Origin of the sequence: Pseudomonas sp. GD04058, from assembly GCF_029836855.1 — a bacterium.
Classification (GTDB): domain Bacteria; phylum Pseudomonadota; class Gammaproteobacteria; order Pseudomonadales; family Pseudomonadaceae; genus Aquipseudomonas; species Aquipseudomonas bharatica.
In genome coordinates this window covers 17,340-42,547 of the sequence record NZ_JAOECN010000041.1, presented here as the reverse complement: position 1 = coordinate 42,547, position 25,208 = coordinate 17,340, and the positions used below count along the sequence as shown (strand labels likewise).

The following is a 25,208-nucleotide window of genomic DNA, read 5'->3' as shown; positions in this document are numbered from 1 at the left end:
AATGTCCATGGGTGTGACGCATCGTCTCAATCTTTCAGCGGTAGAACAGGCCTTGCGCGAAGTGCAGGGGCACTTCGCCGAGCTCAGCCGGCATTTCGTCGAGCCCCGCGACCCGTTCACCGACGAGGTCCTGGAAAATGTGCTTGAAGGCTATGCGCTGATTGATGACTATGTTGCCCGGGGCGTCGACCTGTTCGAGTTGCGTCAGCTCAACCTGATGCTCGAGATCAATGCCACCGTGTTGTGCGGCAGCGATCCTGTACGCCGTCGGGAGTTTGCCCAGCACCTCGCGGCCACCGAAGAGCACTTCTTCAACAACGTCGAAGGCGGCATCAAGGACCTCTACAACTGGTACTGTGCCTACCGCAGCGACTCGGTGTGGAAACGGGCGGCCGGGGTGTACGTACGGATCCTCAGCAAGCCGCAGCTGTTCATCGAGGGCAACAACCGCACCGGCTCGCTGATCGTCAGCTACCTGTTGATGCGCGCCGGGCTGCCGCCCTTCGTGTTGTCGCTGGATAACGCCGAGGGCTACTTCAACCCGTCCTCGGTCATCCGCAACTCTGCCAAGCATGGCGTCAAGGCGTTGTACGAGTTGCCCAAGATCAAGAAGAAGTACGCGGCTTTCCTGGAGTCCAGGGCGCCGGCCCCGGGGAAATTCTTTCTGAGTGCACCGCGCATGCCGATTTATCAGGAGAACCAATGATGGCCAGGTACCGAATGCTCGAACGAACGCAGGCCAGCGGAAGAAGGGCATGGCAGGCCATCGGCCATGCCCTGGACCGCCCGCGCATCCGCGTGTCGTTCGACATCGACGACACGCTGGCCTGCCTGCCGCATCACAGTCCTGCCGAAGACAGCCGACTGCCTGACTTCATCCACCGCTGGCTGGGCGAACCGCTGCGCAGCGGTACCCGCTCGTTGATCCGCGACCTGCGCCGCCAGGGTTGCAGCATCTGGATCTACACCTCTTCCGGGCGTACCCCTTCCTATATCCGTCGCTGGCTGATGCTGTATGGCATCCGCGTCGACGGCGTGGTCAACAGCGACCGGCATCACCATGTGGTGACTGCACGCGGCTTCGAGAAGATGCCGTCGAAATTCCCGCCGGCCTTCGATATCGACCTGCATGTGGACGACTCCGAAGGCGTGCGGATCGAAGGCGACGATCACGGTTTCCGTGTGGTGGTGGTCTGCCCGAAGGACAAGGCCTGGACGCAGAAGGTGCTGGAGGCGGCGGTCGAGGTGCAGGCGAAGCTTGTGCCACAGCGGGTGGCAAGGCCGGTGGTGGCTGCTCGTCGTGCCGGGGCCGTGACGTCCTGACGTGGCAGCCTCCGGCCTTGTCTTCAGATCGACAATGCCAGCAACGCCGCCGCCAACGCCGGCGGCATCACCAGCAGCCCCAGGCGCAGGAAGCGCCAGGCGCTGACATGTTCGCCCTCGCGGCGGATCGCCACCAGCCATAGCAAGGTTGCCAACGAGCCGGTGATCGACAGGTTCGGCCCCAGGTCCACGCCGATCAGCAGGGCGGCGGTGGTCTGCTGCGGCAGCGCGACCAGCGAGCCCATGGAGCCAGCGATCAGTCCGGTCGGCAGGTTGTTGATCAGGTTGCTGGCGATGGCCACGCCCACGCCGCCCAGCCAGCTGGCCCGGGTTGGCGATTCCGCCGCCAGGCTGGCCAGGCCCTGGGCAAGGCGCGCGATCAGGCCGGTCTGGGCGACGGCTTCGACCAGTACGAACAAACCCGCCACCAGCGGCAGCACGCCCCACGCCACATGGCGCAGTACCGGCATCGGGCTGCGCCGCTGGCGCAGGTGGATCAGCACGGTGGTCGCCACGCCGGCGCAGAAGGTCGGCAGGCCCAGCGCCCGGTCCAGCGCCGAGGCGCCCAGCAGCAGGGCGGCGGTGAAGGCGATGCCCAGGGCACACAGGCGGGCACCGGCAGACAGCGGCTGGGACTCCACGCTCAGGGCCAGCGGTTGGCGGATCTGCCGGCGCTGGGTCAGGCGCAGCACCAGGTAGGTCAGGGCGATCGCGGCCAGCGACGGCAGGCTGAATTGCCTCAGCCAGTCCAGCAGCGGCGGCATCTGGCTGCCGAAGACCACCAGGTTGGCCGGGTTGGAAATGGGCAGCACGAAACTGGCGGCATTGGCGATGAAGGCACAGATGAACAGGTAGGGCAGGGGTTCGGCCCGGGCGGCCTTGCACGCGGCATAGACCGCCGGGGTCAGCACCACTGCGGTAGCGTCATTGGACAGGAACACCGTGACCAGCGTGCCCACCAGGAACACCAGGTCGAACAGCCGTTGTCCCGATCCCTTGGCGTGCTGCACGGCATAGCGGGCCAGCCAGTCGAACAGGCCCTCCTGGCGGGCCAGTTCGGCCAGCACCATCATGCCGATCAGGAACAGGTAAACGTCGCCGCCTTCGGCGACGGCCGCCAGGGCACGCTGCGGTGTGATCAGGCCCAGGCCGGCCAGCAGCAGTGCGCCGCCCATGGCCCAGACATATTCCGGGATCCGCCACGGACGCAGGATGACGCCGCAGGTGGCGAGGGCGGCTATCGCCCAGATGATCGAAGCATTTTCACTAAAGGACATGGGGCGTTCAGGTTCCGGCAGGAGAAGGCAGGGACGATGGCGAGGTGCGCGGGTGGGTTTCGGGCAGTGCCAGCAATACCAGCATGAAGGCGGCCCCGGCAATCGCGGCCAGGGTCAGGAAGGCTGCATCGTAGCCGGCGGCCTGCACCACCAGCCCGGCGATGCCGGGGCTCAGCGCGGCGCCCAGGCCGAACACGGCGGTCAGGGCGCCGAGGCTGACGTTGAAGCGCCCGGTGCCTTCGGTCAGGTCCTTGACCACGATCGGGAACAGCGCACCGAAGATACCGGCGCCTATGCCGTCGAGCAGTTGCACGCCCACCAGCCAGAACGGGTTATCGGACACCACGTACAACGCGCCGCGCAGCGGCAGGATGAGAAAGCCGGCCAGCAGGAACGGCTTGCGTCCCCAGTGCTCGGCCTTGGCCCCGACCAGCAGCGCCATCGGCACCATGACCAGTTGCGCCGCGACGATACACGCAGAGGTAAGCGGGGTGGCAAGGTTCAGGTCGATCTGCGACAGCTTCTGGCTCACCAGCGGCAGCATCGCCGCATTGGCCAGGTGGAACAGCGCGCAGCACACCGCGAACAGCAGCAAGGTGCGGTTGTGCAGCAGCAGCTTGAAGCCGGCAGGCTGGTCGACAGCGCCCGGGCCATGGACCAGTCCGCGCGCCAGTTGGTGATCGATGGCCGCCGCCGGTACACGTGCCGTGGCCACCACACTGGCCACGGTCATGACCGCCATCAGGTAGAACACCACCACCGGGCCGAACAGGTAGGCCAGGCCGCCTGCCAGCATGGCCGAGCAGGCATTGCCGGCATGGTTGAAGGTTTCGTTGCGGCCGACCCGGGCGGTGAAGGCCTTGGGCCCGGTGATGCCCAGCGAGATCGCGGCAATCGCCGGGGCGAACACCGAGCCGGCCAGGGCGCTGACCGTCTGGGTCAGGGCCACGGCGCCGAACGACGAGAGCAGCGGTAGCAGCAGGCAACTGCCGGTCACCAGCACGGCGGCAATCACCACCACTGCGCGCTTGGCCGGGGTGCGGTCGATCAGTGCCCCGGCCGGGGTCTGCGCCAGCAGCGCGGCAATGCCGGCCAGGCTCATCACCAGGCCGATGCTCGCCGGTTGCCAGTGGTGCACCGCCAGCAGGTAGATGGCCAGGTACGGTCCCAGGCCGTCGCGCACGTCGGCGAGGAAGAAGTTCAGCCAGTCCAGGGCACGCTGGTGTGACGCGGGGGGCCTTGAGTGTTGCAAGGATGAAGTCTCGAAAAAGCCATGGGGAGCGCGATCGGCCGTTGCCGACCGCGCCGGTTTCAGCCGATATGCAGGCGGTTGCGGCCCGCTTCCTTGGCGACGTACAGCGCCTGGTCGGCACGTGCGATCAGCGCCTGCCCGTTGTCCAGATCATTGCCGTTGATACAGGCGACACCGATGCTCACGGTCACCTGAGCAAAGGGACTGTCGTGGTGGGCGATAGGTTCCTGGCCCAGGGCTTCGAGCATGGCCCGGGCCACATTGGCGGCACCGGCAGCATCGGTATCGGGCAGGATCGCCGCCAGTTCCTCGCCACCGTAGCGTGCCAGCAGGTCGGGCGGGCGGCGCACGCAGGCCGCCAGCCGCCTGGCCACCTCCTGCAGGCAGCCGTCGCCGGCCAGGTGGCCGTGGCTGTCGTTGTAACGCTTGAAGTGATCGATATCCACCATCAGCAGGGCCAGCGGGTTGCCGCTGCGCCTGGCCCTGCCGATTTCCCGGGCCAGGGCATCGTCGAAGCAACGCCGATTGGCCAGCCCGGTCAGCGCATCGTGCATCGCCAGGCGCGCGAGTTGCTGGTTGCTTTCCAGCAGTTGCTGCTGGGCCACCAGCAATTCGGCTTCCGCCTGGCTGCGACGGCACATGGTGCCTATCAGCATCCAGCCGATACCACCGGTCAGGAGCAGCAGCCCGCAGACCACCAGCGCCGACCACTGCGCCTCCAGCCTCCAGGCCGCCAGTGCCTCGCTCTTGCCCAGCGCCACGGTGGTGACCAGGGGCAGGGTGTCGCTCTTGCGAAACGCATACAGGCGCTCGACACCATCCAGGCTGGAGGTGAACGATGCGGTGCCCACCGACTTGTCGACCAGGTACTTGACGTAGATCGGTGAACTGGAAAAGTTGCGGCCCATGTCCTGCTCGCGGAACGGGTAGCGCACCAGCAGCGCACCGTCGGTATAGGACAGCCCGATGGCACCGTCATGGCCAAGATCGATCTGGCCGAACAGGCGCAGGAAATTCTCCACGCCCAGGGTCACGGCAACCACCCCTGCGAATTGTCCTTGCGCGTCGTCGAAGCGGCGGCTGATGGTGATCACCCATTCCTGGTTCGAGCGACTGCGGATGGGCAGGCCGATGAAGGGCTCGCGGGAAGGGTCGTCGCGGTGATGGATGAAATACGCCCGGTCACTGCTGTTGGCACCGACCGGGATCGGCCGGTTGGACGACATCAGCCAGCGCCCGTCCTTGTCGTATACGGTGATGCCGCTCATTTGCGGCATCAGTGGCTGCTGGCGGCTGACCAGCTGGCTGAGCCGCTCGATCTGCCGCGGCCCGCTGCCTTCGGTTTCCAGGCGCTCCACCAGCCCGAGCAGGATCATCGAGCTTTGCCGCACGATGCCTTCGGAGTAGGTGGAGAGGGCCTGGGAGAGGTTAAGGCCGTGGATGTTGATTTCTTCGAGGGCGCGTTCACGGGAAGCCATCACTTTCCACAGTGCCAACGAAGCGAGCGAGCAACCGATGATCGACAGCAGCAGAACAACGAGGTGAATGTCACGTTTCACGGTGGTACCTGGTGGAAATCCGAATTCCGACGCTTGCGATCAATCGCTGAAGGCCATAGCACATCGCCATTCCTGGCGTTGTGCAATGATATAGGGAGTCACCTTGAAGTACAGTAAATACGCTGCTTTCACTCGGGTATCGCGATGTTCGGCGGGCTGACGATCAACTGGTGTGGTGGGGCAGGGGTTTCAGGCCGCTGTCTTCGATCGCGGCGTCGGCCTCGGGTGACGCCAGGTAGTCGAGCAGTGCCTTGGCCTCGGCATGATGTTGGGTCTTGCTGACGATGGCGCCCGAGTACAGGGTCATCTTCTGCGCTTGCTCCGGGATCAGGCCAACGATGTCTATACCCTCGACCGGCTTGAGCTCGCTCAGTTGTTGAAAGCCGACCTGGGCCTGGCCGCGGGCAACCACCGCGCCAACCGGTTCGGCAGGAATCATGTGGGCCTTGGCCTGGAACCCGGCGCCCAGTTGCATGCGCGGGAACAGCGTGCGGGACAGGTATACACCGCTCGCGCTGTCGGAATAGGCCACCGAACTGCTTTGCAGCAGCACCGAGCGCAGGCCTTGCAGGGTGCTGATATCCGGCTTCGGCGCGCCTTTGCGCACGGCCATGGCAATGAAGGATTTGCCGAGATCGACGCGGCTGGCCTGTTCCGCCTGGCCGTGGGCGATCAGGTCGTCGAGTGCCGAGCCGACCATCAGCACCACGTCGGCCGGCTCGCCCCGGGCCAATCGATTGGGCACCGCCTGTGGAGTCTCGCCCATCGAAGGTGCGGCCAGGACGTTGAGCCTGACGCCGAATTTCTTCTCGTAGGCCGGTGCCGCCTCCCGAATGGCTCCCATGATCCCGCCGGAACTGAGCACGGTCAGGGTGTGTTCATCGGCCTGCGCGGCGTCGGCCGCCGAGCAGGCGAGCGTGGTCATCAACAGGGCGGTGCAGGACAGCATTCGAAGCATTGGAACAGTCTCCACGAACTCAAGGCCGGCCACTGTAAGGGAGCACGCGGTGTGGCGGGATTAAGCGCGGGTTAAGAATGTTTCATATTGCGGATCAAGGCCGGCTGTGTGTACCGAGGGTTTGTGGGCTGGCTTGAAGGCTTCATCGCTGGCAAGCCAGCTCCCACAGGGACCGTGTGTACCGAGGGTTTGTGGGCTGGCTTGAGGGCCTTATCGCTGGCAAGCCAGCTCCCACAGGGACCGCGTGTACCGAGGGTTTTTGGGCTGGCTTGAGGGCTTCATCGCTGGCAAGCCAGCCCACAGGGACCGCGTGCACCGTTGAACCTGTGGGAGCTGGCTTGCCAGCGATGAGGCCATCAGCATCAACCAAAATGCTGGATCCGCGGAAGTCCGATAAGTCAGCGGGCTCATGCCGGCGAGTTGGCTGACCCAGCCAATAACGTTATGGCTGGCATCCGAATCTGGTATTTCATCCCGCATTGCACGGCTGATTAGCATCGTCGATGTCTTCCTGTCGACGAGAACAATAACGTGAATCTTGGAACGATCATTACCCGAAGCAGCCGGTACTGGCCTGAGCAGGTTGCCGTGGCGGACAGCCGCACGCGCTTGACCTACGCCCAGCTGGAGCGCCGCGCCAACCGCCTGGCTTCGGCATTGGGTACGCTGGGCGTAGCGGCCGGCGAGCATGTGGCGATCCTCGCTGCCAACCGTGTGGAGCTGGTGGAAGCGGAAGTGGCGCTGTACAAGGCAGCGATGGTCAAGGTGCCGATCAATGCGCGGCTGTCGCTGGATGAAGTGGTGCGGGTGCTGGAGGATTCCTGCAGCGTTGCGCTGATCACCGATGCCGGCTTTGCCCAGGCATTGGCAACACGGCGCGCCGAGTTGCCGCTGCTGCGCCAGGTGATCGTGCTGGAGGGCGAGGCGGGCGAGACGGGAGAGGAGAGCAACGTGGGTTATGCCGCGTTGCTCGAGCGCGGCAGCGAAGCCCCCCTCGGCCTGGACCCGGCCGACGATGAGCTGGCGGTGCTGCACTACACATCCGGCAGTTCGGGTGTGCTCAAGGCCGCCATGCTGTCCTTCGGCAACCGCAAGGCGCTGGTGCGCAAGAGCATCGCCAGCCCCACGCGGCGCTCCGGGCCGGGCTACGTCATGGCCCATGTCGGGCCCATCACCCATGCCAGCGGCATGCAGATCATGCCGCTGCTGGCGGTCGGGGCCTGCAACCTGTTGCTCGACCGCTACGACGACCGCCTTCTGCTCGAGACCATCGAGCGCGAGCGGGTAACCCGGCTGTTCCTGGTGCCGGCGATGATCAACCGCCTGGTGAACTACCCCAACGTCGAGCGTTTCGACCTGTCCAGCCTGAAGCTGGTCATGTATGGCGCCGCGCCCATGGCACCGGCGCTGGTGAAGAAAGCCATCGAACTGTTCGGGCCGATCCTCGCGCAAGGTTACGGCGCCGGTGAAACCTGCTCGCTGGTGACGGTGCTGACCGAACAGGACCACCTGGTGGAGGACGGCGACTACCGGCGCCTGGCCTCCTGCGGCCGGTGCTATTTCGAGACCGACCTGCGGGTGGTCAACGAGGCGTTCGAGGACGTCGCACCCGGCGAGGTCGGCGAGATCGTGGTCAAGGGGCCGGATGTCATGCAGGGCTACTGGCGTGCGCCGGCGCTTACTGCCGAGGTCATGCGCGACGGTTACTACCTCACCGGCGACCTGGCGACGGTCGATGCCCAGGGTTATGTGTTCATCGTCGATCGCAAGAAGGAAATGATCATTTCCGGTGGGTTCAATGTGTACCCCAGCGAAGTGGAACAGGTTATCTACGGCTTCCCCGAGGTGTTCGAGGTGGCGGTGGTCGGCGTGCCCGATGCGCAGTGGGGCGAAGCGGTGCGGGCGGTGGTGGTGCTCAAGCCCGGCGCGCAGCTGGACGCCGCCGAGCTGATCGAACGCTGCGGCCGGGCGCTGGCCGGTTTCAAGAAACCGCGCGGCGTCGACTTTGTCAGCGAACTGCCGAAAAACCCCAACGGCAAGGTGGTGCGCCGCCTGGTCCGGGACACCTACTGGCAACACAGCGAACGTCGTATCTGACCAGGGAGCATCACCATGTATCAACCAAGTGCAAAGGCTGCGCAGATCATCGAAGCGATCGAGGGTTTCGTCCGCGACCAGGTTCGCCCGCTGGAGCAGGAGGCCCGGCTGGACTGGGCGCGCCCGCATCCGCAGGCGGTGCTGCGGCAGGTATGGAAACGCTCCAGCGAGCAAGGCCTGTACACCGTCATGCTTCCCGAGAGCATGGGTGGGGCCGGCCTGAACGTGGCCGACCTGTGCGCGGTGAAGGAGGCCACCGTGCTCACCGGCTCCATGCTCGCGCCCCATGTGCTGGGCGAGCTTTCGGGGCCACCGCGGGTCGGTCACCTGTTCAAGGTTGCCAGCCCCTACCAGGTCGAAACGTTCCTGAAACCGGTATGCCGCGCCGAAAAAGCCGTGTGCTTCGCCCTGACCGAAGCCGAGGCCGGCTCGGATGCGACGGCCATTCGTACCCAGGCACGCCGCGACGGTGATCACTACGTACTCAGCGGCAGCAAGCGCTACATCTCCGGTGCCACCTACGCCGATCTCGCCGTGCTGCTGGCGGTGACCGGCCCGGGGCAGGGCGCCCAGGGCATTTCGGCGTTCTTCGTCGACCTCTCCGCCCCGGGTGTGCGCATCGAGAGTGACTATTCGGTGATGTCCGGGGGCGGCGCCCATGGTGACATCGTGCTCGACCAGGTGCGGGTGCCGGCGGCCAACCTGATCGGCGATGAAGGGCAGGGCTTCAAGCTGGCCATGGGGCGCATTACCCTCAACCGCCTGCTGCATTGCCCGACCCTGCTGGGGCTGGCCGGCCTGGCCCTGAACCTGTCCATCGAGCATGCCCGCAGCCGCAAGCAGTTCGGCCAGCCGATCGCGATGTTCCAGGCGGTCAATCACATGATCGCCGACATGGCCACCGAGCTGCATGCCGCGCGCAGCATGGTCTACGCCACCGCCCAGGTGAACGACGCCGGCGGCGATATCCGCACCCAGGCGCCGATGTGCAAGCTGTTCGTCTCTGAAGCCGCCTTCCGCATCGCCGACAAGGCAGTGCAGGTGCATGGCGGGGCCGGGTTGATGCAGGGCCACCCGGTGGAGTGGATTTTCCGCGCCACGCGGATGATGCGTATCCTCACCGGCACCAGCGAAATCCAGCGCAACACCATCGCCAAAGGCGTCTTGATGCCTGCCTGACCGACGGGTCGCCCTCGATGGCGACCCCTTGGCAACACCCTGACAACAATAACAAGAGTACTCGCCATGACTGCGGATTCTTCATTGCCCAACCCCCGTACTGCCTGGCTGGTAGCGGTGCTGCTGGCCCTGCTGATGCTGGTCAACTTTCTCGACAAGGTGGTGATCGGCCTGGTGGCGGTGCCCATGAGCGCCGAGCTGGGGCTGACGGCCACCGAGTTCGGCCTGATCGGCGGTGCCTTGCACTGGTTCTTCGCGATCTCCGCCGTGGTCGGTGGCTTCATGGCCAACCGCCGTCCGACCCGCACCCTGTTGCTGGGCATGGGACTGTTATGGGCGCTGATCCAGTTGCCGATGCTGTTCGCCACCTCGCTGTGGGCTATCGTCGCCTGCCGGGTGCTGCTGGGCATCGGCGAAGGGCCGGCATCACCGGTCGCCACCCATGCCTTGTACAAGTGGTTTCCCGATGACCGGCGCAACCTTCCGGTGGCCCTGCTGCATGCCGGCAGCGCCATGGGACTGCTGGTGGCCGGTGCGATGATCCCTTGGGTCAGCCTGCACTACGGCTGGCGCACCAATTTCATCATCCTGGCGCTGATCGGCCTGGCCTGGTGCCTGCTGTGGTGGCGGCTGGGCCAGGAGGGCACCCTGGAACGCCTGCGTGCCAGCCAGCTGAGGACCGATGAGCCCGCCATTCCCTATCGCCGGCTGCTGGGCGACCCCAGCGTGCTGGGCAACTACCTGTGTCACTTCGCCGCCAACTGGTCGCTGGCCCTGACCCTGACCTGGGTGCCCAGTTACCTGCAGACAGGCCTGGGTATCGATCCACTGCAGACCGGGCGCATCTTCATTATGTTCGTGGTCGTGACCACGCCGCTGAGCTTGCTGCTGGCCTGGTTGTCCCAGCGCCTGATGCGCCGCGGCCTGCCTTCGCGGGTTGCACGGGGCGTGTTCGTTTCAGTGTGCCTGATCCTCGGCGGGCTGCTGTCGGCGTCGCTGATCCTGCCCGGGTTGAGCACCGCGGTGCGGGTCGCCGCGCTGACCTTCAGTGGCGGCATGGCGTTGGTCATGTATTCGGTGGGCCCGGCGATGCTCGCCGAGTTCACCCCGACGGCCCAGCGCGGTGGCATTCTCGCCATGGGCAATGGCATCGCCTCGCTGGCCGGCCTGGCGGCACCGGTGGTCACCGGCGTGCTGGTACAGGGCGCCGGTGCCGAGCACCCGGCGGGCTATGCCCAGGGGTTCCTGGTCTGCGGCGCGGTGCTGGTGGTGGCCGGCCTGGTCGGCCTGGCCACGCTCAACCCGCAGCGCACCTTGCAGCGCCTGCGCGAGTCGGCTGGCGCAGGCAGGCCGGCGCGGGCTCAGACGGCCAACTGAACACCCAGCACGGACTCGAGCGGTTCGGCCTCCTTGCCGATCAGTTCGCCGCGCCAGCGCCCGCTGTTGACCAGGTCGACCAGTACGCTGCGCACCAGGTCGCGCAGGCAACCGGCGGCGAACGACAGGGGTTTGTGCTGCGAGTGCGCCAGGGCGATGGTGCGGCTGATGCGCGGCTCGACGATGCGTCGTGCCGCCGTGGGTTCGAGCAGTTCGCTCAGTGGCGGCCAGTTGCTGATGGTCGCCGCCAGGCCGGCGCGCACCAGGCTGGCGATGCCGGGCGCCGATTGCTGTTCATAGGCGGCGGCCAGGGACACGCCGGCCTCCATGGCGGCCTGCTCGATGCGTCGACGCAGATGCAGCGCCCGCGGCGGCAGCACCAGCCGGGTGGCGGCGGCTTCGGCCAGGGTGATGGTATCCGGCGCGCCGGGCGCCGAGGCACCGACCCAATACAGTGACTCGATGAAGATCGGGTCGGCCTCGACGTTCTCGAGTTCTTCGGCATTGGGCACCACGCCGAAATCCACCTTGCCCAGCTCGATGGCCTGGCCGCCTTCGCGGCTGAGGCCATCCCACACCGTCAGGGTCACGCCGGGGAAGCGTTGCTCGGCACGCCTGACGATTTCCGGCAGCAGCAGGTCGGCTGCGGTGGCTGGAATGGAGATGGCCACGTGGCCCTTGGGATCGCCGCGGCTGGATTTCAGCTCGTCCTTCACCGAGTCGAGTTTCTGCACCACCTGGCGCGCGACCTCGTAAAGCTGGCGCCCGGCGTCGGTCAGGGCGATGCCATCGTGCTGGCGGTCGAGCAGTTGCATTTCCAGTTCGCTTTCCAGCAGGCCGATCTGCCTGCTCAGCGCGGGCTGGGCGATATAGGCGCGGCGCGAGGCCGACGAGAAGCTGCCTGCTTCGACGATGGCGATCAGGTAACGGAGCTGTTTCAGGGTCATCGGAGCGGTTCCAAGGCTATGCCGAACTGATATGGCACGTATCCGAACACGTTATTTGTGGGGTTCGAAGCGCGGCTCCTAGTATCACCCCGAAAGGGCGGGCCAAGGCAACCCTGACCGGGACAACACAACGACAAGAGGCAATCCCGATGAAACCTGTCACGCTGCTGCGCAGCTGTCTGTTGGTCTGCGCCAGCTTGCTGGCCATGCATCTTGGGGCGACGCCGCTGCCCCCCGGCCTGACCCCGGTGGGGGCCGAGCTGGCGGCCAGCGGCGACGGCCGCATTCCGGCCTGGAACGGTGGTCTGCAGGCCGGGCAGGTGCCGCTGGCGGCCAACGGTACGCCGCTGGATCCCTACGCCGATGAACAGCCGCTGTACGTGATCAGCGCCGGCAACTACCGGCATTACCGGGAACAGCTCACGGCGGGGCAGGTGGCCTTGATCCAGCGCTATCCCGAGTCGTTTCGCCTGCCGGTGTATCCGTCGCACCGCAGTGTGGCGGTGCCGCCCCAGATTGCCGAGTGGGTCCGGCACAATGCTGCCACTGCCCGCCTGGTCAATGATGGCAACGGTGTGCAGGGCTTCATCGGAGCGGTGGCATTCCCCACGCCCGGCAACGGCCTGCAGGTGCTGTGGAACCACCTCACCCGGCCACGCAACGGCAGCTATGTCCTGGCCTCGGACAGCATTACCCCAAGGGGCGACGGGCGCTTTTCCACGATCAGCCTGCAACAGGCGTTCGCCCGACCCGACGCGTTGGATGATGGCCAGGCCGATGCTGTGCTGTATTACCTGAGCTACCGCCTGACCGCGCCGTCGCGCCAGGCGGGCGATGCCGTGGTGCTGCACGAAACCCTCGACCAGGTGGCGCAGCCAAGGCTGTCGTGGCTGTACAGCAGCAGCCAGCGGCGGGTGCGGCGCATCCCGGCACTGGTCTACGACGACATCACCCCGGGGACTGCCAGCCTGCGCACCGCCGACAGTCGCGACATGTTCAATGGCGCCCCCGACCTGTACCAGTGGACCCTGGTGGGCAAGAAAGAACTGCACGTACCCTACAACAGCTACCGCCTGGCCTCGCCGCTGCTCGGCTACGCCGCGCTGATCGGCACGGGGCACGTCAATCCGCAGCCCACCCGCTATGAATTGCATCGGGTGTGGGAGGTGGTGGGGACCCTCAAGCCTGGAGCGAAGCACATCTATGCCAGCCGCCGCTATTACCTCGACGAGGACAGCTGGGCCATCGTCGAGGCGGATTTCTTCGATCACCAGGGGCGCTTGTGGCGCACGGCGCAGGCCCACAGCTACTACCACGTCACTGGGCAAACACTGGTCAATGCCATGGAAGCGATCTACGACCTGCGCAGCGGTCGCTACCAGCTGTCGGGCCTGACCAACGAGCAGTCCAGGCCCTATGCCTTCGATGTGCGCACCAGCGCTTCCTATTTTTCGCCCGGCGCATTGCGCAGCCAGGGGCTGCGCTGACACAGGACTACCGATGGCTTCCGAACACCGTGACAGCGCCTGGGCGCGCTGGTTGCTGGGGCAGGGCAAGGCGCCTGATCCGCGCTTCACCCTGGCCAATGAACGCACCTTTCTTGCCTGGATCCGTACTGCCCTGGCCTTGCTCGGGGGCGCAATCGCTATCGAGACCTTCGCCGCCCATGCGTGGCCTACGGCCGGGCGCGTGGCGATGGAGCTCGTTTTGCTGCTGGCGAGCCTGATGGTCAGCCTGGGCGCCGGCTGGCGCTGGCTGATGGTGGAGCGCGCGTTGCGCCGCCAGGCCCCGCTGCCCCTGCCGCGCCTGGTCCCGTTGCTGAGCATCGCATGCGCGCTCGCCGGGGTGGCGGTGGTCGCGGTGTCGTGGGGCCGTTGGCATGCCTGAAGATTCCGCCGACGCCGGGTTGCAGGCCGAGCGTACGGTGCTGGCCTGGCGGCGCACCCAGGTATCCTTGTGGCTGGTGGCCTGCCTGGCCTGGCGCGGCGAGCTGCTGCTGGTCGCCGGCATGGCGGCGTTGTTGGCGCTGCTCGGCCGGGCGCGGGAGCGCGAGGTCTACCGCCGAGGCCTGGGCATGCTGCGCCGCGAGCAAGGGCTTCCCGCGGTCTGCAGCGTGCCGCTGTGCGCCCTGGGCATGGCGCTGCTGGTGCTGGGGGCAGGGTTGCGCCGCTCACTGTAGAGCGGCGCGGTTGCGGGGTCAGGGGGTGACGATATTGAAGCGCCCGTCCGCTTCGTCCAGCCCCGCCATGAAGTGCATGAACTTCACGCGCTCGCCAGTGATCTCGATCCCGCCGCCGCTCGCTTCCTTGAGAAAACCGGTCTGCTTCAGTGCGATGCGGTCCAGGGTGGCCTTGCTCATGTTCACCTCGACATCCGCCCGGGCGTGCCGGCTATGGTCGCGGTGGGTGAGCACGCCGTTGCGCAGGGTCAGCGCGTGGTCTTCGTTCAGATCGGTGAAGCGCCAGTTGATGGTCAGGTCCTGCGCGGCGGCCTTGGCCGCGTCCACCCGCACGCCAAGGTAGTCGAAGAACAGCGACGGCGTCAGCGCGCGCACCAGGTCGTCGGCGCTGCCGCCCCGGCTGGTGGCTGGCGCCAAGCCGTTGCGCAGTTCCTGTGCGCCGGTCAGGTACGCGTTGCGCCAGGTGGCGTTCTCGCTTTGGTAGCCCATTTGCTCGAGGGCATCGGCCTGCAGTGCGCGGGCCGCGGTATTGTCCGGTTGCGCGAACACCAGGTGGCGGGTCAGCTCGGCGACCCAGCGATAGTCACCCTTCTCAAAGGCTTCCCGGCCCAGGGCCAGCACCCGCTCGGCGCCGCCCAGGGCCTTGACGTAGCGTTCCCCGGCCGCGCTCGGCGGCAACGGGTCGAGGGTCGCCGGGTTGCCATCGTAGAAGCCCATGTAGCGTTGATACACCGCCCGCACGTTGTGGCTGAGCGAGCCGTAGTAATCACGGCTGTACCATTTGCCGGCCAGCCGCGGCGGCAGGCTGGTCAGTTCGGCGGCGATCTCGGTGGGGCCCAGGCCGCGGTTGATCAGGCGCAGGGTCTGGCTGTCGATGAACGCGTACATGTCGCGCTGGTCGGCCAGGTAGTCGCGGATGGCGGCACCGCCCCAGGTCGGCCAGTGATGCTGGGCGAATACCACATCGGCCTGGTCGCCATAGCGCAGCAGCGATTGGTCCAGGTAGTGCGCCCAGACCTTGGCATCGCGCACCTGGGCACCGCGCAGGGTCAGGATGTTGTGTTGCACATGGGAGGCGTTTTCGGCCATGCACAGGGCCTTGAAACCGGGGAACCACAGGTTCATCTCGGCAGGCGCCTCGGTGCCTGGGGTCAGCTGGAACTCGATATCGACACCGTCGATGGTCAGGTTCTCGATGGGTTGCTCGATCAGCCGCGTGGGGGCGATCAGGCTGACGGTGGCATTGGCCGGCACGCCTTTGCCCAGGCCGGCATCCACCTGGCCGCGGGGGCCACGGGGCAGCGGCGCACCATACATGTACTGGGCCCGGCGTTTCATGGCCGGCCCGGCCAGCACGTTCTCGCTGACCGCATGCTCGAAGAAGCCCTGGGGGGCGATCACTTGCACCTTGCCAGCCTTGACGTCGGCCTCGTCGATCACCCCGCGCACCCCGCCGAAATGATCGACGTGCGGGTGCGTGTAGATCACCGCCACCACCGGCCGTTGCGGGCGATGACGGAAGTACATGGCCAGCCCGGCCCGGGCGGTTTCCACCGAGAGCAGCGGGTCCATGACGATCAGGCCGTGCTTGCCTTCGATCAGGGTCATGTTGGCCAGGTCCAGGCCGCGCACCTGGTAGATGCCGTCGGTGACCTTGAACAGCCCGGCGATGGTATTGAGCTGGGCGATACGCCACAGGCTCGGGTTGACCGTGGCCGGGGCCTCGCCCGCGAGGAAGGCATAGCGCTGCAGGTCCCACACGGGTTTGCCGTCGGCATTGAGCACCGCCTGGTCCACTGCTTCGACCAGGCCGCGACGGGCATTGTCGAAGTCGCTGCGGTCGGCGAAGGGCAGGCGCTGCAACCATTGCTGGTTGCCCTGGCGGGTGAGGTCGGTGGCGTCCTTGGCAGGCACATCGGCCAACGCCGCGAAGGGCAGGGCCAGGGCCAGGGCCAGCAGGCAGGGCAGTGAGCGTAGGCGCATGGGGGTGATCCTTGTTGTTCTGGGGGGCGAACACTCTAAGGACAGAGTTCCTCGCCGAACCAATACCACTCTTGCCTGGCAGCCCATGCCGCAATGCGATGGCTCAGGCGGGCCTGGCTCCGATGTCCATGATGCGTTCCACCAGCCAGGCCAGGGCCGGATCGTGCTGGCGATGGGCAAGGTGCACCAGCTCCAGCTGGAAAGGCTCCAGAGCGAACGGCAGGTCGAACAGCTGCAGCGGCAGCAGCCGGGCGAAATGCACGGCCAGCGCGGTGGGCAGTACCACGCACAGGTCGGAGCTGGCGGCCAGGTGCGCTGCCTGCAGGTAGTTGGGCGTGGTGTAGACGATGCGCCGGGCCAGGCCCTGTTCTGCCAGCCATTGATCGACCATGCCACGGGTCTGGCCGCCATGCACCCATAGGTGGCGCAGGTCGAGGAAGGTCTGCAGGTCGAGCGTACCCTCGACGTCCGGGTGGCCCTGGCGCAGCGCCACGCGCAAGGTCTCGCTGCGCCAGTGGCGCCGTTCATAGCGCGCCGGCAATTCATCGAAGCGCCCGAGCACCAGGTCGAGTTCGCCACGATCGAGCGCTTCGGCGGGAAGGCTGGGCATCAGGTGTTGCACGTCCACGCGCAGATGCGGCGCCTGGGTCTGCAGGGTCACCAGCAAGCGCGGCATGCACAGCTGTTCGGCAAAGTCGGTGAGGGCGATGCGCAATTGCCGGTGGCTGAGCTGCGGATCGAAGCTGTCAGCGCCACCGAGGGTTTGCTCTATCTGCTGCAGCGCTGCACGGATCGGGCCTTCCAGGGCCAGGGCGCGCGGCGTGGGGCGCATGCTCCGGCCCACCCGTACCAGCAGCGGATCGCCGAGCAGGTCGCGCAGACGCGCCAGGGCGTTGCTCACGGTCGGCTGGGTCAGGGCCAGGCGCTCGGCAGCACGGGACACGTTCTGTTCGCGCAACAGCATGTCCAGCACGCGCAGCAGGTTGAGATCGAAGTTTGAGATATTCATGTGAAAAATACATGGGATGGAAAATTAGAATTTCAAAAATAGTAGGCGCCTGACTAGGGTGGGGGCAATGCCCTTTACAACAACAATCAGGAGCCTTATCCGTGAGTACTCCCTTCAACGTACGGCAGGCGGCGGTGATCGGCGCCGGCACCATGGGCCGCGGCATCGTTATCAGCCTGGCCCGCGCAGGCCTTCCGGTGCTGTGGCTGGATAACGACCCCAGCGCCACCGAAGCCGGCCTGGCGATGCTCGCGCAGACCTGGGCGCAGCAGGTGACCAAGGGCCGCATCGACCATGCCGAGGCCGATGCGTGTCTTGCGCGGGTATGCGCGGCTGGCGCCTATGCCGATCTGGCCGACGTCGACCTGGTGATCGAAGCGGTGTACGAGAACCTGGCGCTCAAGCAGGACATCTTCCGCACCCTGGATCGCACGCTCAACGCCCAGGCCATTCTTGCCAGCAACACCTCGGCCCTGGACATCGACGCCATCGCTGCCGTCACCGGTCGGCCCGAACAGGTGCTGGGGCTGCATTTCTTCAGCCCCGCCCATGTAATGAAGCTGCTGGAAGTGGTGCGCGGTGCACGCACCTCGCCCGCCGTCATCGACGCCGCCCGGGCCCTCGGGCAACGCATCGGCAAGGAAGTGGTTGTGGCCGGCAACTGCCCGGGCTTCATTGGCAACCGCATGCTTGCCACCTATGTCGCCGAAGCGCGCAAGCTGTTGCTCGAAGGCGCCACGCCCCGCCAGGTGGACGAGGCGCTCCAGGCATTCGGCATGGCCATGGGCCCGTTCCGCATGTATGACGTCGTCGGCATCGACCTGGAATGGCGTGCCCGCCAGCTGGCCGGCACAGGCATGGAGGCGCCCTTGGTGCAGGTCGACAACGCCCTGTGCGAGCAGGGGCGTTTCGGGCAGAAAAGCGGCCAGGGCTACTACCGTTACGCACCCGGCAGCCGCGAAGCCGAGCATGACCCCGAGGTCGATGCCCTGGTGTTCAAGGTGGCCCAGGGCCTCGGCATGCACCGGCGCACGATCGATGACGAGGAAATCCGCGAGCGCTGCCTGCTGGCGCTGGTCAACGAAGGGGCGAAGATACTCGAGGAGTCGGTGGCCGATTGCAGTGCCGACATCGATCGGGTGTACCTGCATGGCTATGGTTTCCCGGCGGCGCTCGGCGGGCCGATGCACTGGGCTGACCAACAAGGCTTGAGCCTGCTGCTGGCGCGGCTGGAACGCTTGCAGGGCCTGTTCGGCGAGCACTGGCGCCCGGCCGGGCTGCTGATGCGCCTGGTGGCCGAGGGCAAACAGCTGGCCGATGTCCGCGAGGGTCGCGCATGAACTACCGTGCCCCTCTGCGTGACATGCAGTTCGTCCTGCATGAAGTGTTCGACGCCAGCACCCATTGTGCCCGCCTGGGCAATGAGCTGGACCGTGAAACCCTCGATGGCATCCTCGAACAAGGCGCGCGCTTTGCCGGCGAGGTTGTCGCGCCGCTGAACCGCCAGGGCGATGAGCAAGGCTGCCGGCTGGAGCACGGCACGGTGCGCACCCCCGACGGCTTCCGCCAGGCTTATCAACAGTATGTGACGCAGGGCTGGGCCGGCATGACCGGGCCGCTGGAATACGGCGGCCAGGGCCTGCCGCAAATGGTCTCCGCCTGCTTCCATGAAATGCTTATGGGCGCCTCGTTGTCGTTCCGGATCTATTCGGGCCTGACCGAGGGCGCGGTGCTGGCCCTGCACCGGCACGGCAGCGCCGCGCTCAAGCGCGATTACCTGGGGCGCCTGGTCAGCGGCGAGTGGGCCGGCACCATGTGCCTGACCGAGCCGCAGGCCGGTACCGACCTCGCGCTGCTGCGCACCCGCGCCGAACCCCAGGGCGATGGCAGCTACCGCATCAGCGGCAGCAAGATCTTCATCAGCGGCGGCGACCAGGACCTGACCGACAACATCGTCCATCTGGTACTGGCCCGCCTGCCGGATGCACCGGCAGGCGTGCGTGGCATCAGCCTGTTCCTGGTGCCCAAGTTCGAAAGCACCGAGGGGGGCGGCCTGGGTGCGCGCAACGCCGTCGAATGCGGCGCGCTCGAACACAAGATGGGCATCAAGGGGGCGGCGACCTGCGTGCTGAACTTCGATGGGGCCCGTGGCTGGCTGGTCGGCGAGGCCAACCAGGGCCTGGCCTGCATGTTCACCATGATGAACGATGCGCGCTTCCAGGTGGGGCTGCAGGGGCTGGGCATCGCCGAGGCAGCGTTCCAGGGCGGGCTTGCCTACGCCCGCGAGCGCCTGCAGTGCCGCAGCCTGGCCGGGCCGGCTGCGCCCGATCGCAATGCCGACCCGATCATCGTCCACCCTGATGTGCGGCGCATGCTGTTGACCCAGAAGACCCTCAGCGAGGGCTGCCGCATGCTGGCGGCCTTCGCAGCGCAGGCGCTGGACCTGGAACACGGCGCTGCGCAGCCTGAAGTGCAGGCGGCCGCCGGGCGCCGGGCGGCCTTGCTGATCCCCATCGTCAAGGCCTTCCTTACCGACGTCGGCCAGGAGGTCGCCAGCCTCGGCGTGCAACTGTATGGCGGGCACGGCTACATCCGCGAATGGGGCATGGAGCAGTTGATGCGCGACAGCCGGATCACCCAGTTGTACGAAGGCACCAACGGCATCCAGGCGCTCGACCTGGTGCGCCGCAAGGTACTCGGCGACGGTGGCGAACAATTGAGGTTGTTGATCGATGAGTTGCTCGAATGGGCTCATGGCTGCCGCACCGAGTCGCTTGCCGGCATGGCCCGGGCCGTCACCGAGCGCCTTGAGGAGTGGCGCAACCTGAGCGCGGAGGTGCTCGACGCCTGCCGCTGCGACCCGCAGGAAGTCGGCGCGGTGTCGGTGGATTTTCTCGCCTGCTCGGGCTACGTGCTGCTCGCCTCGCTGTGGCTGCGGGCTGCCGAAACGGCCGCCACGGCACTGGCGGCAGGCAGTGAAGAGAGCGCCTTCTACCAGGCCAAGCTGCACGCCGCCGACTTCTACTGGCGACGCCTGCTGCCGCGTGCCGCTGCCCACGGCGAGGCTTTGCGCGGCGGCGCCCGGAGCCTGATGAGCCTGGATGAGGCGCACTTCGCCTTCTGACCCTTACGGCGGTTCACCTACAAGAACAAGAGGAACCCGAACATGCAGCCTTTCAGCTTCAGCACCACCGCCCATCTGCTGTGCGAGCCCGGCGCCGCCGGGCGCCTGGCGCAGCTGTGCCAGCAGCGCGGCGTGCGCCGCGTACTGATCGTGACCGACCCGGGAATCGTCAGCCTGGGCATGCTCGATGATCTGTTGCCGGGGTTCACCCAGGCGCGCCTGAGCGTGGCGATCTTCAGCGAGGTCAACGCCGACCCCGGCCATGCCTGCGTGCTGGCCGCCGTGGCCCGTGCCCGGCATATCGGCGCGGAGCTGATCGTCGGTTTCGGCGGTGGCAGTTCCATGGATGTGGCCAAGCTGGTGGCGCTGCTGGCCCATCCCGACTGCGACCAGACCCTGGACGGGGTGTACGGGATCAATCAGGCCAAGGGCCAGCGCCTGCCGCTGATCCAGGTACCGACCACTGCCGGGACAGGTTCGGAGGTGACGCCCATCGCTGTGATCACCACCGGCGAGGCTGCCAAGATGGCGGTGATTTCACCGCTGTTGCTGCCCGACCTGGCCCTGCTCGATGCCGAGCGTACGCTGGGCCTGCCCCCGGCCAGCACCGCCGCGACGGGGATCGACGCCATGGTCCATGCCATCGAAGCCACCACCAGCCAGTTCAAACGCAATCCGCTGTCCAGCCTGCTGGCCCGTGAAGCCCTGGCGCTGTTGGCGGGCAACATCCATCAGGCGGTGCACAACGGTGGCAACCTGGAGGCGCGCCAGGCCATGTTGCTGGGCGCCTGCCTGGCCGGCCAGGCGTTCGCCAATGCCCCTGTGGCGGCGGTGCATGCGCTGGCGTATCCGTTGGGCGCGCGTTACCACGTGCCCCATGGCCTGGCCAACGCACTGATGCTGCCCCATGTGCTGCGCTTCAACCGCCGCGAGGCATTCGCCGATTACGCTGCGCTGGCCCCGGCATTGCTGGGCGAGCGCTTGGTGCCCGGCGACCCGCACGAGCTGTGCAACCAGTTCATCGACGAGCTGGAACAACTGGTACCCCGCTGCGGGCTGCCCAGCCGGTTGCGTGATGTCGGCGTGCCGCGACACAGCCTGGCGCTGCTGGCCGAGGATGCGCTGCAACAGCAACGCTTGCTGGTCAACAACCCACGCAAGGTGGCCGTCGCCGATGCCCTGGCGCTCTACCAGGCGGCGTTCTGAACATGGCCAGGAAACGCGCGCTGCGCGGCGCCTACCGTTATTTCCAGCCGATCACCACGCGCTGGCACGACAACGACCTGTATGGGCATGTGAACAACGTCGTTTATTACGGCTTTTTCGACACGGCCGTGAACACCTGGCTGATCGAGCAGGCTGGCCTGGATATCCATCGCGACCCGGTGGTGGCCTACGTGGCCGGGTCTGCCTGCGACTATTTCGCTGCCGTGGCCTTTCCGCAGCGTATCGAGGTCGGCATCGCCGTCGAGCGCCTGGGCCATAGTTCGGTGCAGTACGCCCTGGCGGTGTTCGCCGAGGGCGCAGTGCAAGCCTGCGCGGCCGGCCGGTTCACCCATGTTTTCGTCGATCGGCGCGACAACCGCCCGGTCGCCATTCCCGCCCGGCTGCGCAGCGCCTACGAGCGCCTGTTGCCGGCCTGACTGTCCAAGGAGAAGCGTTCCATGCAAGACGCCGTCATCGTATCCACCGCGCGTACGCCAATCGCCAAGGCCTGGCGCGGCGCCTTCAACGACCTCACCACGCCGAGCATGAGTGCCATTGCCATCCGCGCTGCGGTCGAGCGCGCGGGCATCGAACCCGCGGAAATCGAGGACCTGGTGCTGGGCACCGCCATGCAAAGCGGTACCGCCGCGATCAACCCGGCGCGCCTGTCCGCCCTGGCGGCCGGCCTGCCGCTGTCGGTGGCAGGGCAGACCATCGACCGGCAGTGCGCCTCGGGCTTGATGGCCATCACCATCGGCGCCCAGCAGATCCGCGGGGAGGGCATGCAGGTGGTGGTCGGCGCCGGCCAGGAGCAGATCAGCCTGGTGCAACAGGCGCACATGCAGGCCGCCAACGCTGCCCAGGACGCCACGGTCCGGCGCCTGTGCGAGCACGCCTATATGCCCATGCTGCAAACCGCCGAACATATTGCCAGGCGCTACGGTATCGATCGCCAGGCACAGGACCGTTACGCCTTGCTATCGCAGCAACGTACGGCCGCCGCTCAGGCGGCCGGGCTGTTCGCCGACGAGATCGTGCCGGTCACGGCGCAGCGCAGGGTCGTCGACAAGGCCACCGGCCATGAAAGTCGCGAAAGCGTGCATCTGGCCCGGGACGAGGGCAACCGACCGCAGACCCGCCTGGAAGATCTCGAGGCACTGCAACCGGTGATAGAAGGTGGATGCGTGACCGCCGGCAACGCCAGCCAGTTATCCGACGGTGCGAGTGCCTGCGTGCTGATGAGTGGCGCCCGGGCGGCCCGCGCAGGGTGCCAGCCGCTGGGACTCTACCGGGGCATGGCGGTCGTCGGCCTGGCGCCGGAGGAAATGGGCATCGGCCCGGTGCTGGCGATACCGCGCCTGCTGGCGCGGCATGGGCTGCGGGTCGAGGACATCGGCCTGTGGGAGATCAACGAAGCCTTCGCCTGCCAGGTGCTGTATTGCGCACAACACCTGGGTATCGATCCGGCCCGCCTCAACGTCAATGGCGGGGCCATCGCGATCGGGCACCCCTACGGCATGAGCGGAGCGCGCATGGTCGGGCATGCCTTGCTCGAAGGCCGCCGGCGCAAGGTGCGCTATGTGGTAGTGAGCATGTGCGTCGGCGGCGGCATGGGCGCTGCCGCGTTGTTCGAGGTGCTTTGAGCGCAGCTTTGAACCTATGCCGAGCCATAACGAATCGGCATGGCATTGATCCGAAGACGCTATTTGTGAGCGCCGTTGCACCTCCCTGATACTTCTCCTCACCGACACCGCCGGCCTGTGCGGCCGGCGCGTCCGCGCTGAACCCATCATTTTCCTCTCTAATAAAACAATAAGAGGTCAAGTGTGAGCGCAATCCTTGTTTTCTGCCGGCGCCGTGCGCCGCTGGCGGCCCTGTGCTGCCTGCTTGCTACCCCGGTCACCGGGGCGCAGTTCGAATTCGCTACCCTGCAGGGGCACTTCGATTCGGCGCTCTCCATGGGCGCCACCGTCAGCACCGCCAACCCCGACAAACAGCAGTTGCAGGCTGCCAATGGCAATGACGGGCGGCGCAACTACCGCGCCGGCGACGTGTTCTCCGTCATTTTCAAAGGCACCCATGACCTGGAACTTAGCCGGGACAACCTCGGTGTGTTCCTGCGCGGCACCTACTGGTACGACACCGCGCAGCGTGACCACAGCCAGCGGGCAGTGGACATCGACGACCGCAATCGCCAGATCTCGGCGAAAACCGCGGGCGCGGAACTGCTCGATGCCTTTGCCTATGGCCTCTACGACATCCATGGCGAACCCGGCTCGCTGCGCCTGGGCAGGCAGGTGGTCAACTGGGGGGAGAGCCTGTTCATCCAGGGCGGGCTGAACGTGATCAACCCGTTCAACCAGGCTGCACTGCGCCGCCCCGGTGCCGAGGTGAAAGACGCCCTGGTCCCGGTCAACCTGGTGTACGTCACCCAGAATCTTAACCAGGCGCTATCGCTGGACGCCTTCTACCAGCTTGACTGGGACCAGTCCCGGCTGGACAACTGCGCCACCTTCTTCTCCGGCAACGACTTCATGCCCGAGGGTTGCCAGGGGCTGGATGTCGGCGGGCAGATGGTGACCAATCCGCTGGTTTCGCAGGCCCTGGCAGCCTTCGGCGTGACGCTGACGGAGGAGGGCGTGCGCGTGCCCCGCGGCAGCGACGAGAATGCTCGCGACGGCGGCCAATGGGGACTGTCGCTGCACTGGTACGTCGAGCACCTGGACACCGAACTTGGCCTGTTCGCCGCCAACTACCACAGCCGTACTCCCTACCTGGGCACGGTCAGCAGCCGTTACTACGCCAACGGCGGTTTTGCCGGCGAGCTCTGCGCCAATGTCGGTGTGGCGTTGGCCAACTGCGGCGCGTTCCTGGCCTCGGGTAGCGGGCAGACCCTGGTCGGCGCACTGCGCATGGGCACCGCGCAATACCGGGCGCAATACCCCGAGGATATCCGCCTGTACGGCCTGACCTTTGCCACCACCCTGCGCAGTGGCGTCGCCGTTCAAGGGGAGCTCAGCTACCGGCCGAATGTGCCGGTCCAGCTCAATGGCAACGACGTGTTGCAATCCTTGCTCAACGCCCCCGGGCGCAGCCCGCTGAACGCCGACGGCCTGCGCCCGCCGACCGACACTACGGCGTACGACGGTTACCGGCGCAAGGAGGTGACCCAGGCCCAGGTTTCGGCGGTACAGGCGCTCGGCCAGGTCATGGGTGCCAACCAACTGGTGCTGATGGGCGAAGTGGGGGCCACCTGGGTCGGCGGGCTGGAGGGGCGTTTCGGGCCGCGCTACGGCCGCTCCGGCGCCTACGGCAATGGCGAACTGGCCGACAACGACCTGTGCCTGGCGATCTCGAAAAGCCCTGGCGATTGCAACGGCGAAGGCTTTGTCACGCCGTTTTCCTGGGGCTATCGGCTGCGCGCTACCTGGAGCTACCCGGGACTGGTGTCGGGCCTGGATATCCGCCCCAGCCTGGCCTGGGCCCACGACGTGAAAGGCTACGCCCCTGCCGACGGCTCGGCGTTCAACGAAGGTTCGCGCTCGATCAGCCTGGGTATCGATGTCTCGTTGGCCGGCCAGTACCGGGCGAGCCTTGTCTACACCGATTACCTCGACGGTGATTATGGCGTCCGCGGTGACCGTGATTATGTCGCGTTCAGCGTGGGGGCCAATTTCTAGTGCAACTCAGCAGCGCAGGTTCAACGGTGGGCACGATCCTTGTGGGAGCTGGCTTGCC

General features: G+C 66.6%; 21 protein-coding genes. 14 read left to right on the top strand and 7 right to left on the bottom strand.

Annotated features, from left to right (window positions below; genetic code table 11):
- Nucleotides 1-7: 7 nt before the first annotated feature.
- Together N7650_RS23920 and N7650_RS23915 are read left to right on the top strand one after the other, a co-directional pair.
- Nucleotides 8-706, top strand: a complete 699-nt coding sequence (locus N7650_RS23920) for a hypothetical protein (protein ID WP_009400292.1) — start codon at nucleotides 8-10, stop codon at nucleotides 704-706.
- Nucleotides 707-720: 14 nt separating this feature from the next.
- Nucleotides 721-1,323 (top strand): hypothetical protein, encoded by a 603-nt coding sequence (locus tag N7650_RS23915; protein WP_279900303.1) that lies wholly within the window; start codon nucleotides 721-723, stop codon nucleotides 1,321-1,323.
- 23 nt (nucleotides 1,324-1,346) lie between these two features.
- Here the strand turns inward: N7650_RS23915 and N7650_RS23910 are convergent, their stop codons facing one another.
- From N7650_RS23910 to N7650_RS23895, 4 genes are all read right to left on the bottom strand, one after another.
- A complete protein-coding gene (locus tag N7650_RS23910) occupies nucleotides 1,347-2,600 on the bottom strand; it encodes an arsenic transporter (protein WP_279900302.1) in 1,254 nt (417 codons plus the stop codon).
- Nucleotides 2,601-2,607: 7 nt separating this feature from the next.
- A complete protein-coding gene (locus N7650_RS23905) occupies nucleotides 2,608-3,852 on the bottom strand; it encodes an MFS transporter (RefSeq protein ID WP_279900301.1) in 1,245 nt (414 codons plus the stop codon).
- Nucleotides 3,853-3,911: 59 nt separating this feature from the next.
- Nucleotides 3,912-5,411, bottom strand: a complete 1,500-nt coding sequence (locus N7650_RS23900) for a sensor domain-containing diguanylate cyclase (protein WP_279900300.1) — start codon at nucleotides 5,409-5,411, stop codon at nucleotides 3,912-3,914.
- A gap of 163 nt (nucleotides 5,412-5,574) precedes the next feature.
- Complete coding sequence (locus tag N7650_RS23895; protein WP_037061253.1) at nucleotides 5,575-6,369, bottom strand: substrate-binding domain-containing protein; 795 nt, start codon at nucleotides 6,367-6,369, stop codon at nucleotides 5,575-5,577.
- Between the two features lie 531 nt (nucleotides 6,370-6,900).
- Here N7650_RS23895 and N7650_RS23890 point away from each other — a divergent pair.
- The 3 genes from N7650_RS23890 to N7650_RS23880 all read left to right on the top strand — a co-directional run bounded on the left by N7650_RS23890 (nucleotide 6,901) and on the right by N7650_RS23880 (nucleotide 11,022).
- The gene (locus tag N7650_RS23890) at nucleotides 6,901-8,466 is read left to right on the top strand and encodes an AMP-binding protein (protein WP_279900299.1); all 1,566 of its coding nucleotides are present in this window, start codon (nucleotides 6,901-6,903) and stop codon (nucleotides 8,464-8,466) included.
- Nucleotides 8,467-8,481: 15 nt separating this feature from the next.
- The gene (locus tag N7650_RS23885) at nucleotides 8,482-9,645 is read left to right on the top strand and encodes an acyl-CoA dehydrogenase family protein (RefSeq protein ID WP_279900297.1); all 1,164 of its coding nucleotides are present in this window, start codon (nucleotides 8,482-8,484) and stop codon (nucleotides 9,643-9,645) included.
- Between the two features lie 66 nt (nucleotides 9,646-9,711).
- On the top strand, nucleotides 9,712-11,022 hold the full coding sequence (locus N7650_RS23880; protein WP_279900296.1) for an MFS transporter: 1,311 nt from the start codon (nucleotides 9,712-9,714) through the stop codon (nucleotides 11,020-11,022).
- Here N7650_RS23880 and N7650_RS23875 read toward each other — a convergent pair.
- Nucleotides 11,007-11,969 (bottom strand): LysR family transcriptional regulator, encoded by a 963-nt coding sequence (locus tag N7650_RS23875; protein WP_279900295.1) that lies wholly within the window; start codon nucleotides 11,967-11,969, stop codon nucleotides 11,007-11,009. The two genes, N7650_RS23880 and N7650_RS23875, sit on opposite strands and share 16 nt — an antisense overlap.
- 149 nt (nucleotides 11,970-12,118) lie before the next feature.
- Here N7650_RS23875 and N7650_RS23870 point away from each other — a divergent pair, with 149 nt between their 5' ends.
- From N7650_RS23870 to N7650_RS23860, 3 genes are read left to right on the top strand one after another with little or no spacing between them, the layout of a single operon-like run.
- Entirely contained in the window at nucleotides 12,119-13,456 is a 1,338-nt protein-coding gene (locus N7650_RS23870) for a DUF1329 domain-containing protein (protein WP_009402839.1), read from the top strand.
- A 13-nt stretch (nucleotides 13,457-13,469) separates the two neighbouring features.
- Entirely contained in the window at nucleotides 13,470-13,856 is a 387-nt protein-coding gene (locus N7650_RS23865; RefSeq protein WP_009402840.1) for a DUF202 domain-containing protein, read from the top strand.
- On the top strand, nucleotides 13,849-14,148 hold the full coding sequence (locus N7650_RS23860; protein WP_009402841.1) for a DUF202 domain-containing protein: 300 nt from the start codon (nucleotides 13,849-13,851) through the stop codon (nucleotides 14,146-14,148). Before N7650_RS23865 ends, N7650_RS23860 begins: the two co-directional genes overlap by 8 nt.
- A gap of 18 nt (nucleotides 14,149-14,166) precedes the next feature.
- Here N7650_RS23860 and N7650_RS23855 read toward each other — a convergent pair whose 3' ends face one another.
- Entirely contained in the window at nucleotides 14,167-16,131 is a 1,965-nt protein-coding gene (locus N7650_RS23855; RefSeq protein ID WP_279900293.1) for an alkyl sulfatase dimerization domain-containing protein, read from the bottom strand.
- 103 nt (nucleotides 16,132-16,234) lie between these two features.
- Nucleotides 16,235-17,140, bottom strand: a complete 906-nt coding sequence (locus N7650_RS23850; protein ID WP_279900292.1) for a LysR family transcriptional regulator — start codon at nucleotides 17,138-17,140, stop codon at nucleotides 16,235-16,237.
- A gap of 101 nt (nucleotides 17,141-17,241) precedes the next feature.
- Between N7650_RS23850 and N7650_RS23845 the strand changes: the two genes are divergently transcribed.
- The 6 genes from N7650_RS23845 (at nucleotide 17,242) to N7650_RS23820 (ending at nucleotide 25,150) form a co-directional block, all read left to right on the top strand.
- Nucleotides 17,242-18,480 (top strand): 3-hydroxyacyl-CoA dehydrogenase, encoded by a 1,239-nt coding sequence (locus N7650_RS23845; protein ID WP_279900291.1) that lies wholly within the window; start codon nucleotides 17,242-17,244, stop codon nucleotides 18,478-18,480.
- On the top strand, nucleotides 18,477-20,264 hold the full coding sequence (locus N7650_RS23840; RefSeq protein ID WP_279900289.1) for an acyl-CoA dehydrogenase C-terminal domain-containing protein: 1,788 nt from the start codon (nucleotides 18,477-18,479) through the stop codon (nucleotides 20,262-20,264). The genes N7650_RS23845 and N7650_RS23840 overlap by 4 nt, the downstream gene beginning before the upstream one ends.
- Nucleotides 20,265-20,306: 42 nt before the next feature.
- Nucleotides 20,307-21,470, top strand: coding sequence for an iron-containing alcohol dehydrogenase (locus N7650_RS23835; protein WP_279900288.1), 1,164 nt, complete (start codon nucleotides 20,307-20,309; stop codon nucleotides 21,468-21,470).
- Between the two features lie 2 nt (nucleotides 21,471-21,472).
- Nucleotides 21,473-21,907 (top strand): thioesterase family protein, encoded by a 435-nt coding sequence (locus N7650_RS23830; RefSeq protein WP_279900287.1) that lies wholly within the window; start codon nucleotides 21,473-21,475, stop codon nucleotides 21,905-21,907.
- Nucleotides 21,908-21,928: 21 nt separating this feature from the next.
- Nucleotides 21,929-23,113, top strand: coding sequence for an acetyl-CoA C-acyltransferase (locus N7650_RS23825; RefSeq protein WP_279900285.1), 1,185 nt, complete (start codon nucleotides 21,929-21,931; stop codon nucleotides 23,111-23,113).
- 183 nt (nucleotides 23,114-23,296) lie between these two features.
- Nucleotides 23,297-25,150, top strand: coding sequence for a DUF1302 domain-containing protein (locus tag N7650_RS23820; protein WP_279900283.1), 1,854 nt, complete (start codon nucleotides 23,297-23,299; stop codon nucleotides 25,148-25,150).
- The last annotated feature ends 58 nt before the right edge of the window (nucleotides 25,151-25,208 follow it).